This is a genomic window from Rhizobium sp. WW_1 (assembly GCF_003610155.1).
Lineage (GTDB): Bacteria > Pseudomonadota > Alphaproteobacteria > Rhizobiales > Rhizobiaceae > Rhizobium > Rhizobium tropici_A.
Window position 1 is genome coordinate 410,957 of record NZ_RAIN01000005.1, and the last position, 15,600, is coordinate 426,556.

The window sequence follows — 15,600 nt, forward strand, 5'->3', positions numbered from 1 at the left end:
GTCATGTCGCGTCGAGATAGGGCTTCAGGGGCATGTCGTCGTGCCTTGGCACCGTCTGTCGTTCGATCATATGGTGGATGACCGGCGGCCCGTCGCCGCGATGCAGTCTGTCCAGGTGTTCGGCAACCTCGACATCCGCATGTGTCTGGCGTTGGCTGTGACGGACATAGTCGATCCAGGTCGGTAGATGGTAGCTCTCCGTCCAGGTGTTCGGCTTTTCCAGATCGCGCAACAGCGACCATTGTTTTGCGCCGTCGCGGATTCTCATCCGGCGGCGTTGCGCCATGACGGCCAGAAACTCATGCACGTCGTCCTGCTCGATATTGTAATCCACCATGACCAGGATGGGTCCGCTCCTGGAGCGCAGGTCGAGCTGCAGCTGCGGTTCGCTGAAGGTGTTCGTCGGGTCGAGATTGAGGGATTCGAAGTCGGGCTGCCGCAGCACGAGGCCAAGCAGGCCGCCTATACCAAGAGCCGCGCTTGCGATGAATAGGGCGCCGGTGACGCCGTGCGCGTCGGCCAATTCGCCCCAGAGCCAGCTGCCCACCGCCATGCCGCCGAAAGTGGCGGTCTGGTAGAGCGACAAGGCACGGCCGACGACCCAGCGCGGCGTCGACAGCTGAACCGTGACGTTGAACAGCGAGAAGGCCTGCACCCAGGCGACGCCGGCCGGCATGAGGAGAAGACAGCTCAGCCATACCTGATTGCTGAGCGCCAGGAAAAAGCAACTGACCGCCAGCGTAAAGAAGGCGGCGCGGATCACCCATTCATTGCTCAGTATATCGCGAATACGGCCGATCAGCATTGCGCCGCAGATCGCGCCGAAGCCGAAGAAGCCGAGCATGGTGCCATAGGTGATCGCGGTGCCATGCACATGGTCGCGCGCAACAAGCGGCAGCAGCGCCAGAATGACGATTGCGGTCAGGCCGAAGACGAAGCCGCGGCACATCACCGTGAGCAGGTTGGGCGACATCAGCACGTAGCGAAATCCGGCCGACATCGCGCTGCCGAAGGGTTCGCGCGGCAGGCTGTTGGTCACGGGCGCTTTCTTCCAGCGCCATAGGGTTATGATCAGGGCAAAATAACAGAAGACGTTGAAGAGAAAGGCGAAAGCCGCGCCTGCGGCTGCAACGATGACGCCGCCGATCGCCGGTCCGATACTGCGCATGAGGTTGTAACTCATGCTGTTGAGCGCCACGGCGCCAGGCAGATGCTCACGTGGGACGACATCGCCCATCGAGGCCTGCCATGACGGATTGTGGAGAGCGCCGCCGCAGCCGATCAGGAAGGTGAAGCAAAGCAGCAGCCACGGCGTCAGGGCATTGCTGTAGGACAGAACGGCGAGCGTTGCCGATACGCTCAGCATCAAGGTCTGCGCGATCAGCATGATCCGTCTTCGGTCGTAATTGTCGGCAAGCGCCCCGGCGGCGAGGGAGAAGATCATGACGGGCAGCGTCGTGGAGGCCTGGACCAGCGCCACCATGCCGTGGGATGTGGCAAGGCTGGTCATGAGCCAGGCAGCGCCCACGCCTTCGACCAGTCCGCCGAGATTGGATATGAGCGTTGCCGACCAGAGCGAGCGGAATGTCTTGGACTGAAACGCGACGAGCGGTGAGGTTCTATTGGGCATGTCGGCTTTTCTTCGCAGGATTGTCTTGCTCGACGGGCGCAGCGAACTCGCTCGAAGCGCATGCCCAGCCGAGTCGAAATTGAGCCTATAGTGATTTGCTAATTTCTGAAACGATTTTGGAATAATATTCTCGCCAATACGGTCGAAAATATCTGCAGAGGCAGTAGAGCTCCTTCCAGATGTCACCCGACGTTGGCGTGAGCTGAGGCGGATGCCCGTCGGCTTCGCCGGCAAGGCGTGATCCGCAAATCCTTCTTCTGAATCGCAAGTCGGCAACGCCGGTGCGCGATCAGAGCACGACGACCTTTGTTCCTACGCCGACCCGATTGTAGAGATCCATCACATCCGGATTTGCCATGCGGATGCAGCCCGAAGATACGGCCTTGCCAATCGAATTCGGCTCGTTGGTGCCATGAATGCGATAAAGGGTGGACCCGAGATAGAGCGCTCGCGCTCCGAGGGGATTGTTGAGACCGCCATCCATGTGGTCGGGCAATTCCGGGCGGCGAGCGATCATTTCCTTGGGCGGAGTCCAACCCGGCCACTCCGCCTTGCGGCTGATCGTCTCCGTGCCCTTCCACGAAAAGCCCTGCTTGCCGACACCGATGCCGTATTTGATGGCCGTACCGTCGTTGAGCACGAGGTAGAGACGCTTTTCCTTGGTGGAGATCACGATCGTGCCAGGATCGTAGCCGGAGAAGGAGACAACCGTACGCGCGATCGGGGAGCGCAGCTGGGCGGCTCGCCTGTCATCCTTGAGGCCGGGACTGAATTGCGGCGAGGTCGCGCCTGGATCGAGCGAGGCCTCTCGCTGAGGGCGTCGGCGGGGAGGCAAGTCGCCTTCCTCGTCGTCGTAATAGCTATTGGGGTCGTCCCGATAGCCATAGCCGTCATCGAGTCGCGGGTCGTCGCGATAGCGTGGCGGCGCCTCGCGCCAATAACGAGGGGCAACATAGCCGCCATCCGGGCCATCGTCATAGTAGGGTGATGGTCCCCATTCCTGGGCATGCGCGGCGACACCTGTCATCAGCACAGCCAGAGCAGGCAAGAGAACCAATCTTACAGTCTTCATGGCACACCATACTTCCCGAAGAACGCACCGGACCGCGCGACCGGGTCGACGGGGCACGCGTGACACCGACAATTCTCGATACGGCAGGCGTAATTGTGGCGGCGGTGGGCGAAGGTCGCAATTTTCCGGGCCACTTTGGCCGGCCTGGGCGTTGGTGGCGTCCGGGTAGGAGCCTAAGCATCAAAGGATGTACCGCAAGGAGCGCTGTTGACGCAGAAGCGCGACGGCTATCCAGCTCCCGAAGAGGGTCGCGACAAATGCCACGACCGCCTTGATCGCGGCGGGCTCGTTGATTCCGACGAGTGCGGCCTGAATCCAGGTAAGGGCGACATAGTGCACGAGATAGATCCCGAAGGCACAGGAGGAAAGCAAACTTGCCCAGCGGGAACTTTGATCGACATGCCGGATAAATCCACCGATCAGCGCAATGCTGATTGCGGAACAAGTGACGACGAACAGAAGAGCGGCGATCACGGGAGATGCTGGACCGGAATAGGCGGACGATTGACGAAGGGTTTCGATCTGGATGAGGACTATCCCGCCGAAGGCAGCGCACCCCACGATAGCGAAAGCAAGCCACCACCGCGCAAACGGGCCAGTCTTTCCGAAAAGCTCATGCCCTGCTCCTTCGGAACCGGCCACGGCACCCGCGACAAAGAACGCCATGTAGAGAAGGAGCCGGCTGGCTTGAACCGCGAATGGCCCCCATGAGAACCAATGCGTCGGCCCGAAGGCATCGAGCGCCGGCAAATAAGCACCCAGCGCTATTGCAAGGAAGAGTGCCAGGGCGGTGAAGGGCCGGGCCGTGAGCCAATTCGGCATCATCGCCGATTTCCGGATGAGTGCCGGCGCGAGCAAAGCCGTCAGCACGACGACGCTGTCGAAGGTCAGCAGAACCCAGATGAACCAGGCGGGGCCGGCAGGCCATCCATAAGAGCCGAAGTAACCCGCCCAATAGCTAGGAAATGAAAGATCCGCACCGGTCTGGAGATATGATGGATAATAGGCGGCCGGCATGAGGATGGTCACGGCTATCATGAACGGGATACCCAATCGCACGATCCGGCTGGACAGGTAATTCCAGGGCCCTCTACGCCTAAGGCTCGGGATGACGAAAATTCCGGAGATGAAGAACATGAGGGACATGAAATATATGTCGTTGAAATCGACCAACAGGTCGAAGCCGAGCCATCGGGCGCCATCCACGATCGGAGCGGTCGACGAGAGATAGTGATGCCGATCGAAGTGGGCATAATGCACATATGCGAGCAGCGAGTGGTGAAGCACGACGAGAAGGGTCACGCATGTCCTTAGATTGCCGATGGCTGCGTTCTTGATTTGAGCTTTGACCGTCTCGGGTCGCGTTGCGTCGAGTAGCTGCTTTTCCATGAGAATGGGTCTTTTTGCTGCTTGGGAAGCTGGCGTGGCGGCGCGGACCAATTTGCCGGCGCTCGAGGATCGGTCGGGTATCAGGATCAAGGATCCCTTTCGCCATTGGCCGATAGTTCCCAGCCCTCTTCATCGATGCGGCGAATATTGAGCTTCCTGCCGTCAAATGACAGGCGGTATTTGATCTGTGTGCCGGATCCTATGTCCCTGGTGTCTATTACAAATGTTTGCACGTTCGACCATGTGCCCCTGACAGCCGGAATATGGCCCGGGTAGGGGCCGGAGAGTGCGGGCAAACCCTTGCGATAAAAGCCGTCAAGACCGATAGGCATGTCGCTCGTGAACGAAGAACCGGTCGGGTAATCCAGATACAGCTCGTATTCGACATGCGGGCGGGCATCTGCCAGAAACAGGGTCAGCGATTTTAGGCCAAGCTGGTTCTCTGAAAACCTGTAGGTTTTTCCTGATATCGTGGTTGCAATCTCAGATACCGGGCCAACCGGTGCCGACTTCTCGACCGTGGCGTCGCTGATCGCATTCGCAAGCTGTGCGGCGGCGTTCGGATTTGGCGGGAGCGGGGCCTGAGATTTGACCGCGCTAGAAACGCCATCGATGAGGGCGCGATACTTGACGTATTTCGTCGCCGTGGTGACCGCGACGATATCGAGATCGGGAAACACAGCGATCAGCTGGCCGTCCTTGCCGGTCGCCATATAGGCGTGCTTGTCTGGAAATACCCAGAAGAAATTCGAATAGCTCTGGTTGGGATCGTATGAGGCGTGCATGTTGACGAGCGGGTGGTTCAGAATATCCGCCCAGCCGGTCGGAAGAAGCTGCTTTCCCTCCCATTCGCCGTGATGCAGATACAGATAGCCGATCTTTGCCATGTCGCGGGGCAGCAGGAACAGCATGCCGTATCCGATAGTCAGCCCCTGGGGATCGCGGTTCCAATACCAATCGGCAATGCCCAACGGGGCAAAGAGCCTTTGGCGCGCGTAATCCTCGGCGGGTTTGCCCGTGAGCCGGGTGATGATCGCGGAGACAAGATCGGCGTCGCCGTTACTGTAGTTATAGACCTCTCCCGGCGGGTGCGCCATGGGACGGTCGAGAACGAATTGAACCCAATTGGAGGATCGGTCCATATCCCGCATCGTCTGCTGCGGACCGCCCTCATATCCCTGATCCCAATCGAATCCGGACGTCATGTTGAGAAGGTCTTTAACTGTCAACGCCTTCTTCCGATCATCCATATTTGCAACACGACGATCGGGGAAGAAGTCGAGTACGGGGTGATCGAGACGATCGAGGACGCCGTCCTTATAGACCATTCCGAGAAGAGTGCCTGTGACGGCCTTTGTGGAGGAAAATATCTCGTGCGGGATATCCGCCGTGTAGGGCGCGTAATAGGCTTCGGTGACAATGCGTCCGTGCCGCACGACAAGGAGACTGTCAAAATTGTGATCCGCCCCATAGGCGACAAGCTTGGCGAGCGCTGATGAATCCATACCTTGCTCCTCCGGCGTGGAGGTCAGCCATTCCTTGGTCGGCCATGGGGAATTATCGGTGGCCTGCGCGTATGCAGGCCCGATGCCGACCAAGATCATGAGCGTGCATAAGCTCGATGCCAAATTCAGGATAAGGGGACGTTGGATGTGCTTGCTCATGACGATCTCCGATTTTGGGAGACTATGGCAAAGGCGGATGGCGTCTTCTCGCCGAAGTTTGAAAAACGGCTAGCCGATTTGTCAATGCGACTTGCCGATTGTAAGATTCCTGGCCTCGCTCCGCGGTCCGGTAGGATTTTGAAGGAGCGCCTGCCTGCGAAATTCGGTCGGCGTCACTCCGGTCTCAGCCTTGAACGCCCGGTTGAACGGGCCCAGCGATTGAAAGCCGGCATCCATGGCGATGGTGAGAACTGGCACGTCCTTCTGATCGGGGTCGGCGAGAGCCGCTTTGACCTCTTCGATCCTGTAGCGGTTGAGGAAGGCGTTGAAGTTGCGGTAGCCAAGACCCTCGTTGATCACTTGGCGCAATCTGTACTCCGGCAGGCTCGCGAGCGCGGCGAGGGCGCCTATCGTCAGCCCTTCTCGACGGTAGGCGCGCTCGACCGTCATCAGACGTTCCAACCGGTTGAGCAGCTGCGGCTCGACTTCAGGCTGATTGCTGTTTCTGATCGGAGCCGAAGATGCTTGGCCGGCGGATGCGACGGCCGCTTCCAGCGCGGACGCTTGATGCAGCGCGGCAGTGCGGAACAGGTGCCAGCCCGCGAGAACTCCGAGCACGCAAAGACCGATAGCATTGGCGAGGTTTCTGGTCGGGGCGGACCATGCCAGGACGGCAACAAAGGAGAGATTGGCGATCGCATTGATCGCGATATAGCCGAGCGTTCCCATCAGCACGGCGACGCGCAGCTGTCGCCGGCCGGCGACCAGATCCATTCGCCAGGTGGCCATCGTCTGGATCATCGCAAGCATCCCGAAGCCCAGATTGACGAACATCAGCATCTGGTTCATTGCCCGGGCACTCGAGGTTTCCGCGCAGTAGGAATTGGCTAGCCCCAGGCCGATCGCGGCGATAGCGGTAGCGCCATGCCAGGGGCGAAAGACAAAATCGTCGTCGAAGACCACCCGCGCCCACAGCCAGAAAGCAACCGGTCCGGCCGACGACAACATGATCAGCGGCAGGCTTGCCCAGTACCATTGCGACGGGAAGCCCGGCGCCTCGATGATCGCCGAGGCCGCGCCGGCTCCGGCCAGAGCCGCACGGATAAATTCAGGGGGACGATGTCGCAGGAAAACGGCAGCCATCATAAGCAGCAATCCGGCGGCAGCGCCGCGGCAGCCGTTATCGAGAGCGATGAAACCAGCGCTGTTCATTTCCAAGGGAGCCTTCTGCTACACAAGTCGGCAGCGATCGATGATGGTGGTAGTCTGGTGCCGGGCCGAGCGAGGGATCAATCCTCTGACCTCCGATTAGCGCCAGGAGGCTGAAGCTCCCTCCCGCTCACAAACAGAATGTGTACATTTCCCTCTTCGTAATGGATCAAACCCGCGTCAGTCGTGTCGACCATGATTCCCGAAGACAGTGTGCCGCCGCCTATCATCTCCACGTCCGGCATATCCCACCCGTCATAGCCGGTCAGGAAAGCGCGGTTGTCGAAATCGCAAACGACTATTCCCGTCATTCCATCCACCGTAACGTGATCGCCTACCATTATCAGCCGGCCGGTCGAATACAGCATAGGCTCATCCCAAAACCGTCACCAATGTACTGCAGGTTCTGCTTACGCTCGCCGCTGCCGGAGAAGTCCCACCGCCTGCCGCTCGGATCAGATAATCCGGTCGCAGCCTGCGCTTCGAAAATCATTCCGAATTCACGGCGGCCCGTCTGCTCCGGCTTTCGAGGATAGGATCGGCAGGCTACGGCGTCAACGCCTGCCTCACCGCTGGAATGCTTCCTTCAGATCGAAGCTCTTGCGCTCGCGCAAGTCGAGATCGGCCTCTATATGCTCGATGTGATGAAGCATCAGCGCGCAGGCAGTGTCGACGTCCTGGCGCTCCAAGGCAGAAATGATGTCTGCATGCTCGGAATGGCCGCAACTGGAGGTGCTCGATTGCCCATAGAGCGCGATCACCAGCGAGGAGCGGGCGACAAGTTCTTCCATGAACCGCTGCATGATGAGGTTGCCGGAGATCGAAGCAAGCATCAGATGGAAATCGCCCGAAGCCTTGATCTCCGCCCGGCGCGCGGATTGGCCGCGCTCGCTCATCAAGCGGGCTTCTTCGGCAAGAAGTTGTCTGAGCTGTCTGAGCTGAGCCGGAGCGATCCGCTCGGCTGCCGATTTGAGTATTCCGGGTTCGATCAGGCGCCGCGCGGCAAATATCTGCCGCGCCTCGTCGGGCGATGGATAGGCGACGAAGGCACCCCTGTTCCTTTCGACGTTCACGAGGCCTTCATAGGCAAGGGCCTGCAGAGCGGCACGCGCCAAAGTTCGGCTGACATTGAACAGATCGCCGACATCGCTTTCGGACAGCTTCGTGCCCGGCGCTAATCTTCGCTCGATGATGGCATCGCGCAGGGCGTCGCGGATCTGTTGCGTGCCGGTATCCGCCGGCTCGCTGGAGGACAGGCGCATATCTGCTGAGGAGTTCATGGTTGCTTATCCGGATGGCTGGCCAGAATCATAGCCCGATTTGCGCCAAAGTTAAATGGAATTCGAGGCAAAGTTCGCGCCAGATTGTATACAATAATATGCACCCATCGAGCACGATCGCCTAATTTCTGAGCAGAAAAGCAATTGCCTAATAGAGGGCATTAACCTGCAATCTCCGAAAAAAATGTAGAGACCGCAAGCAGTTAATGCGGCGCAGCAAAACTGGCACGATTGATGCACTGTCTTTCCCAAACCAAAGGGGAAGAAAATGTCGAAAGCGGCAGAGATCGATATAGTGTCCGTTTCGAAGGTCTACGGTACGACCACGGCTGTCCATGCGATCAGCCTGAAGATACCGGCGGGTTCCTATTGCTGTTTCCTTGGACCCTCCGGCTGCGGCAAAACCTCGACGCTGCGCATGATCGCCGGCCACGAGGGCATTTCCTCCGGCGACATCAGGCTCGGAAACACCGTCGTCACCGACTTTCCGCCCGCCAGGCGCGGTACGGCGATGATGTTCCAGTCCTACGCATTGTTTCCGCATCTCGACCTGATCGACAACGTTGCCTTCAGCCTGAAGATGAAGGGCGTCGACAAGGAGGAGCGCCGCGCCAAGGCACTCGACATGCTGAAGCTGATGCAGATGGAGGCCTATGCCACCCGCCGCCCGGCGCAGCTTTCAGGCGGCCAGCAGCAGCGCGTCGCGCTTGCTCGCGCCTTGATCACCGATCCGGAAGCGCTCTTGTTGGACGAGCCGCTATCGGCGCTCGATCCCTTCCTGAAGATCCGTATGCGCGCCGAGTTGAAGAAGCTGCAAAAGTCGCTCGGTATCACGTTCGTCCATGTTACGCACAGCCAGGAAGAGGCTATGGCCCTTGCCGATATCATGGTCATCATGAATGACGGCCGGATCGAGCAGGCAGGCTCCCCAAGGGAGGTCTTTGAGCGTCCCGCGACGGCCTTTGTCGCCCGTTTCATGGGCGATCACAACGTCCTTTCCGGGCGTGTGGCGTCAAGCGAGGACGGCGTAATCACCATGACCGTGCCGGAAGGGCAGGGCTTCGCGGCTAGGGGATCGGGCCGCCAGGCCGGCGAGGCAGTCGACATCGCCATCCGCACCGACCGTGTCCGGCTTTCGCAGCCGACGGACAAAGGGCTCGGCTTCAATGGTGTCGTCTCCAACGTCGAATATCGCGGCGCGACGCTGAAGATCACCGTCATCGGTGCGGGCAGCGATGATTTCACCGTGATCGCAAGCAACGACGACGATGCCACCAGATCGATCGCCGTTGGCGATGCCATCGCTCTGAGTTGGGCTCGGGAGGACGCGATCCTTCTTGGCCGTATGTCCGCATGAAAATCCGAAGCAATCAAAAAAGGGGAACTGACATGACGACTGAAACGAAGACTACCAAGACGACAAAAGGCATTTCCCGCCGCTCGCTGCTGAAGACTGGCGCTGCCGCTCTCGGCGCAATGGCAGGCTCCGGGGTCATCACTGGCTTCCCGACCATCTGGGCTAAATCCAACATCACATTGCGCCAGTTCGGCACCGGCGTTTCGAACATCAATGCGATCGCGGAGAAGTGCAAGGCCGACCTCGGCATCACGCTCGAGATGACGGCGATGGACTCCGACGCCGCCGCCCAGCGTGCGGTCACGCAGCCGAACAGCTACGACATCGCCGACATCGAATACTGGATCGCCAAGAAGGTCTTTCCCGCCGGCGTCATGCAGCCGATGGACGTCAAGAAGCTGAAATACTACGACAAGATCGTGCCGCTCTTCATCAACGGTAAGCTGAAGCCCGACAGCGTCATTGCACAGGGCACCGCGCCGCACACGGTGGGCTTCGTCGAGGGGCAAGACTCCCGCAAGTTCGCCAAGGAGCCGACGCAGTGGATGACGATGGTTCCGACCATCTATAACGCCGACACGCTCGGCATTCGTCCTGATCTCACCGGCCGTCCGATCAACAGCTGGGCCGATATTCTCGATCCGGCCTTCAAGGGCAAGACCGCGATCCTTAACATCCCGTCGATCGGCATCATGGATGCCGCGATGATCATGGAAGCCGCGGGCAAGATCAAGTATGCCGATAAGGGCAACATGACGAAGGCGGAGATCGACAAAACGATCGAGTTCCTGATCAAGACCAAGGGCGAGGGCCAGTTCCGCGCCTTCTGGAAGTCGTTCGATGAAAGCGTCAACCTGATGGCGTCGGGCGAGGTGGTCATCCAGTCCATGTGGTCGCCGGCGGTTGCCGCCGTCCGCTCCAAGGGGATTGCCTGCACCTTCCAGCCGCTCAAGGAAGGTTACCGCGCCTGGGGCGGCGGCCTCGGCCTTGCCTCGCATCTGAAGGGCGCCGAGCTAGACGCTGCCTACGAATATATCAACTGGTACACGTCTGGCTGGGTCGGCGGCTACCTCAACCGCCAAGGTTATTATTCCGCCTGCATGGACACCGCCAAGAACTTCATGTCGGCCGACGAATGGGGTTACTGGATCGAGGGCAAGCCGGCGCAGGGCGACATCCTCTCTCCGGAAGGCAAGGTCATGGAGAAGGCCGGTGCTGTTCGCGATGGCGGTTCCTTCGAGGCTCGCATGGGCGCCGTCGCCTGCTGGAATTCTGTCATGGATGAGGACCGCTACATGGTCCGCCGCTGGAACGAATTCATCGCCGCCTGATCCGATATCCCTTCACTACCTCTCCCGGCCATTGCGGGGAGAGGCATTATAAACGGAGAGCCGAACCATGGCGACCATCGCTTCCTCGGACACGATAGAGGCAACACCTAAAGCCGTACGCAGACTGGACGTGCCCGGCTGGGCGGTGGCCTATCTGCAGGCAACACCGCTGTTCCTGATCCTCGGCTTCTTCTTCCTGCTGCCGATTGCGATGATCGGTATCGTCAGCTTCTGGGACTATGATTTCGCCAACATCTATCCAGCCTTCCTTACGACTAATTACACCGACACGCTCGGTTCCTGGGTGACGTGGAAGACTTATCTCAACACGTTGAAATTCACCGCCATCGTCTGGATGCTGACGCTGTTCATTGGTTTCTGGGTCGCCTATTTCCTAGCCTTTCACATCCGCCGCACGTCGACGCAGATGATCCTTTTCCTTGTCTGCACCGTACCATTCATGACCTCGAACATCATCCGCATGATCTCATGGATTCCAGTGCTTGGCCGCAACGGGCTGGTCAATTCCGCGCTGATCGACATGGGGCTGATCCCGCAGCCGATCGAATGGCTGCTTTATTCCGACTTTGCCGTCGTGCTCGCTATGGTGCATCTCTACACGCTCTTCATGGTGACGCCGATCTTCAACACGCTGATGCGCATCGATCGTTCGCTGTTTGAAGCGGCGCGCGATGCCGGTGCCAGCGGCTGGCAGGTGCTGTGGAATGTGGTGATCCCGCTTGCGAAACCCGGCATGGCGATCGGCAGCATCTTCGTCGTTACCCTCGTCATGGCGGATTTTTCCACCGTTCAGGTCATGTCCGGCGGCCAGAGCGCATCGATCGCGCTGATGATGAAGAACCAAATGTCGTTGCTGCAATATCCGGCCGCGGCAGCCAATGCCGTGGTGCTGCTGGTGGTGGTGCTGTTGATGGTCGCCGCCATCCTGCGCATCGTCGACATCCGCAAGGAGCTCTAGGATGAACCGCGAAAAACGCAGTCTGGAATTCTATGTTCTGGCGATCTTCTTCACCATTTTCGTTCTCTTCCTCTACGGGCCGCTCTCGGCAGTCATCATCCTGTCCTTCCAGGGGCCGGACGGCGGCTTGACCTTCCCATTGAATGGCGTTTCGCTGCACTGGTTCGCCAATCTGTTCGAGAAGCAGGCCGTCGGCGATTTCGGCGCCTCGTTCCAACGCTCCCTGATCCTTGGCCTGATGGTCATGATCGTGACCGTCGTGGTGTCGTTGTTGGCGGGGCTCGCTTTCCGCCACCGCTTTCGCGGCTCGACATTCCTGTTCTACGCGACAGTTGCGAGCCTCGTTGTCCCATCCATCATCATTTCGCTCGGGATCGGCGTCGTCTTCCAGCAGGGCGGCATCGCGCCGGCGTGGTATTCCTCTGCCTTCGGCGCGCATCTAACCTGGACCTTGCCCTTCGGGGTGCTGATCATGTTTGCGGTCTTCAACCGGTTTTCGCCGGCCTATGAAGAAGCCGCCCGTGATCTTGGCGCCAGCTCCTGGCAAACCTTCCGCCATGTCTTGCTGCCGATGATCGCGCCGAGCCTGATCGGCGTCGGCCTCTTCGGCTTCACGCTGTCTTATGACGAGTTCGCCCGTACCCTGATGACATCGGGCACCTACAATACCCTGCCGCTCGAAATCTACGGCATGACGACGAATGTCACGACGCCCGTGCTCTATGCGCTTGGAACCGTCACGACGCTCTTCTCCTTCACCATCATCCTTCTGGCGCTTGCAGTCATGACCATGCTCGGCCGCCGTCAAGCCAAGAAAAGTTGATTTCATGCGCCTGTTGCTCATCAATCCGAATACGACCGCTTCCATGACGGAGAAGGCGGCGATAGCCGCGCGAGCGGTTGCCGGCGTGGGCACGCAGATCATAGCCGCCACCTCTCAGATGGGGCCTGCTTCGATCGAGGGCTATTACGACGGCGCTATTGCCGTGCCCGGCATGCTGCAGGAACTGAAGGAAAGGCAGGTCGCCGGTTATGATGCTGCGATCATATGCTGTTTCGACGATACCGGGCTGGACGCGGCGCGCATGTTCTGCGACGTTCCGGTTGTCGGCCTCTGCGAAGCAGCCGTCACGACGGCTGGATTTCTTGCGCAACGCTTCAGCGTGGTAACGACGCTTGAGCGCTCGCGCATTCTCATAGACAACCTCGTCCAGCGCTATGGCATGGGCAGCCGGGCCAAGGTTCGTGCGTCCGATATTCCCGTCCTCGAGCTTGAGGGGGCGTCTGCAGGCGCGATCGGGAAACTGCGGGCTGAAATCGAGCGGGCGCTTGCCGAAGATGGCGCGGAGGCGATCGTACTCGGCTGCGCAGGCATGGCGGATCTCGCAAGAGAACTGCAGGCGATCTATGGCGTGCCGGTCGTGGATGGTGTCGCCGCAGCGGTCAAACAGGCCGAAGCCCTGGTGTCCCTGGGATTGTCGACCAGCAAGCGCAGCGCTTATGCCTCACCATTGCCCAAGCCATTTTCGGGCGCACTGCAACACCTAGCGCCAGTTGCTCGCTCCCCGTCAAAGTGACTTTTCATGAAGCATGCTTCGTAAGCCTGGGCATGACGCTGAAATTTTGCTGAGCGGTTTCCAAAAGCCATAACAATACTTAGGCCATGGCGGAGTGCATTGGCGCGGGAAAATCCGCCTGCGCAATTCTATATTCGAGTGCCGATTTAACCGAGCCGAGCGCACTTCGGCAGTGAAATGCCAAGCGGCATTCTCATCCCCCTTCGATCGACCGTAACTTCGATATTTGACCGGCGCTGGCCGCTCTCGATAGGCATCATTATCCTTTTTGGCGGAGAATGAGTGAAAAGAGGCACCACATGAACCTGCGTTTTGTCGAAACATTTCTCTGGATCGTCCGGTTGGGCAGTTTCAGCGCCGCGGCTGAAAAATTGAATACGACACAAGCCGCAATCTCAAACCGCATCGCAACTCTGGAGCGCGAGCTGGGCGTGCAATTGTTCGACCGTGACATGCGCACCGTGAAGCTGACGCCTGTCGGCCAGCAGGCGGTTTCCAAGGCCGAGCTCATCGTAAAAGCCGTCAGCGAGTTTCGCGAAGCGATCGTCGATCCCACGACCCTCAAAGGCTCGGTCAGCATCGGTACCATCGATTCAATCGTGCATTCTTTCCTGCCTCGATTTGTCGAGCGCGTGCAGGAGCGCTATCCGGAGATCGCCATCGATCTCAATGTCGATACCAGTCTGAACATAGCGCGGGAAATCATCGAGCGGAAAATCGATCTGGCGTTGATCATGGGGCCGGCGCTCGATCATGGCTTGGTCAATATAGAGATTGGAACCTATAGCTGTGTCTGGGTGGCAAGCCCGAAATACGGCCTGGCCGGCAAGGCGCTAACTCTTGGCGACCTCACACGCTATCCTCTCTTCGCCTTTTCCAAGGGCAGCGTTCCCAATCATGGGCTGTTGCAGCAATTTCGTGAAGTCGGTCTCGAGCCGCCGCCGATTTCGAATTCAAACTCTCTGGCAACGATCATGCGTCTTGCCAAGGACGGGCTTGGTATCGCGCCTTTGCCCCGCGTCATCCTTGGGGAATATCTCGAAACCGGCGTCCTAGAGATCCTCGATGTCACGCCCGCCTTCCACCCTTTGACCTTCCACGCCGTCTATGCCGATCATCCCGATAGCCCGCTTCCATCGATCATTGCGCAAATGGCGGCCGAGGTATCGCTTTCCATGGCGGATGCGTAAGGTTGACGCTCGGCCTATAAGAAAATCCTATAGGAACGCCCAAGTATTTCGAGTTTGTCTGCAGTCGAGATTTTCCGCACCATCCGCCCATCAATGATGGAGGAATGAGCGTGAAAGTAAGCCTGATCCAAATGAACTCGCAGGATGACAAGGCCGCCAACCTTGAAACGGCCGCCCGCCTGATCAACGAAGTCGTCGCCAGCGAGGCGCCCGATCTTATCGTTCTGCCGGAATATTACGCCTTCCTCGGCGAAGGGCGGGACAATATCTATGCGAGCGGCGAAACCTTCCCCGACGGCAATGGCTACCGCTTGATGGCGCGCCTTGCCGCGCAGCATAAGGTGACCATCCACGCCGGCAGCATCGTCGAACAAGACGGCAACAAATATTACAATACCACCATCGTTTTCGGCCCGGATGGCAGGGAGCTGGCGAAATACCGCAAGATCCATCTGTTCGATGTCGACACCCCCGGCGGCGCAACTTATCGGGAATCCGATACGATCAGCCGTGGCGAAGACATCGTCACCTATCAGGTCGGCGATACCAAGGTTGGCTGCGCCATCTGCTACGACATCCGCTTCCCGGAACTGTTTCGCAAGTTGCGCGACAAGGGCGCAGAAGTCATCGTCTTGCCGGCCGCCTTCACGCTGATGACCGGCAAGGATCACTGGGAAGTGCTCGCGCGTGCCCGGGCGATCGAAACGCAGACCTACTTCCTGGCGGTCGGCCAGACGCTTTCGACGTCAGGCGGCCGCAAATGGTGCTGGGGTCATTCGATGGTCATCGACCCCTGGGGGCATATCGTGGCGCAATGCTCCGACGGTGTGGGAACCACGAGTTCCAAGCTCGATCTGAGCTATGTCGCCAAAGTGCGCGGTGACGTTCCCGTCGCCAATCATCATGTTATCTGAGGGGTGGG

14 protein-coding genes are annotated in these 15,600 nt (G+C 59.1%); 7 read left to right on the forward strand and 7 right to left on the reverse strand.

Features of this window, described 5'->3' with window-relative positions:
• Position 1: 1 nt before the first annotated feature.
• The 7 genes from BJ928_RS17655 to BJ928_RS17685 form a co-directional block, all read right to left on the reverse strand.
• A complete protein-coding gene (locus BJ928_RS17655; protein WP_047635287.1) occupies positions 2–1,630 on the reverse strand; it encodes an MFS transporter in 1,629 nt (542 codons plus the stop codon).
• 289 nt (positions 1,631–1,919) lie between these two features.
• Positions 1,920–2,702, reverse strand: coding sequence for a L,D-transpeptidase (locus BJ928_RS17660; RefSeq protein WP_047635289.1), 783 nt, complete (start codon positions 2,700–2,702; stop codon positions 1,920–1,922).
• 180 nt (positions 2,703–2,882) lie between these two features.
• Positions 2,883–4,091 carry an acyltransferase gene (locus tag BJ928_RS17665; protein WP_047635290.1) on the reverse strand — a complete coding sequence of 403 codons (1,209 nt, stop codon included), beginning with the start codon at positions 4,089–4,091 and terminating at the stop codon, positions 2,883–2,885.
• An 86-nt stretch (positions 4,092–4,177) separates the two neighbouring features.
• Positions 4,178–5,755 carry a serine hydrolase gene (locus tag BJ928_RS17670; RefSeq protein WP_047635291.1) on the reverse strand — a complete coding sequence of 526 codons (1,578 nt, stop codon included), beginning with the start codon at positions 5,753–5,755 and terminating at the stop codon, positions 4,178–4,180.
• Positions 5,756–5,836: 81 nt separating this feature from the next.
• Entirely contained in the window at positions 5,837–6,967 is a 1,131-nt protein-coding gene (locus BJ928_RS17675) for a helix-turn-helix domain-containing protein (RefSeq protein WP_047635292.1), read from the reverse strand.
• Between the two features lie 77 nt (positions 6,968–7,044).
• Positions 7,045–7,332, reverse strand: coding sequence for a hypothetical protein (locus BJ928_RS17680; RefSeq protein ID WP_047635293.1), 288 nt, complete (start codon positions 7,330–7,332; stop codon positions 7,045–7,047).
• A gap of 198 nt (positions 7,333–7,530) precedes the next feature.
• A complete protein-coding gene (locus BJ928_RS17685; RefSeq protein ID WP_047635295.1) occupies positions 7,531–8,244 on the reverse strand; it encodes a GntR family transcriptional regulator in 714 nt (237 codons plus the stop codon).
• 268 nt (positions 8,245–8,512) lie between these two features.
• On the opposite strand from BJ928_RS17685, the gene BJ928_RS17690 reads away from it, so the two are divergent.
• The 7 genes from BJ928_RS17690 (at position 8,513) to BJ928_RS17720 (ending at position 15,592) form a co-directional block, all read left to right on the forward strand.
• Positions 8,513–9,601 carry an ABC transporter ATP-binding protein gene (locus BJ928_RS17690; RefSeq protein ID WP_047635296.1) on the forward strand — a complete coding sequence of 363 codons (1,089 nt, stop codon included), beginning with the start codon at positions 8,513–8,515 and terminating at the stop codon, positions 9,599–9,601.
• A gap of 32 nt (positions 9,602–9,633) precedes the next feature.
• A complete protein-coding gene (locus tag BJ928_RS17695) occupies positions 9,634–10,932 on the forward strand; it encodes a PotD/PotF family extracellular solute-binding protein (RefSeq protein WP_047635297.1) in 1,299 nt (432 codons plus the stop codon).
• A 67-nt stretch (positions 10,933–10,999) separates the two neighbouring features.
• Positions 11,000–11,911 (forward strand): ABC transporter permease, encoded by a 912-nt coding sequence (locus tag BJ928_RS17700; RefSeq protein ID WP_047635298.1) that lies wholly within the window; start codon positions 11,000–11,002, stop codon positions 11,909–11,911.
• A 1-nt stretch (position 11,912) separates the two neighbouring features.
• Complete coding sequence (locus BJ928_RS17705) at positions 11,913–12,734, forward strand: ABC transporter permease (RefSeq protein ID WP_047635299.1); 822 nt, start codon at positions 11,913–11,915, stop codon at positions 12,732–12,734.
• 4 nt (positions 12,735–12,738) lie between these two features.
• Complete coding sequence (locus tag BJ928_RS17710; RefSeq protein ID WP_047635300.1) at positions 12,739–13,488, forward strand: aspartate/glutamate racemase family protein; 750 nt, start codon at positions 12,739–12,741, stop codon at positions 13,486–13,488.
• Between the two features lie 299 nt (positions 13,489–13,787).
• Positions 13,788–14,678 carry a LysR family transcriptional regulator gene (locus BJ928_RS17715; protein WP_047635301.1) on the forward strand — a complete coding sequence of 297 codons (891 nt, stop codon included), beginning with the start codon at positions 13,788–13,790 and terminating at the stop codon, positions 14,676–14,678.
• Positions 14,679–14,788: 110 nt separating this feature from the next.
• Entirely contained in the window at positions 14,789–15,592 is an 804-nt protein-coding gene (locus tag BJ928_RS17720) for a carbon-nitrogen hydrolase family protein (RefSeq protein ID WP_120296613.1), read from the forward strand.
• Positions 15,593–15,600 lie beyond the last annotated feature (8 nt).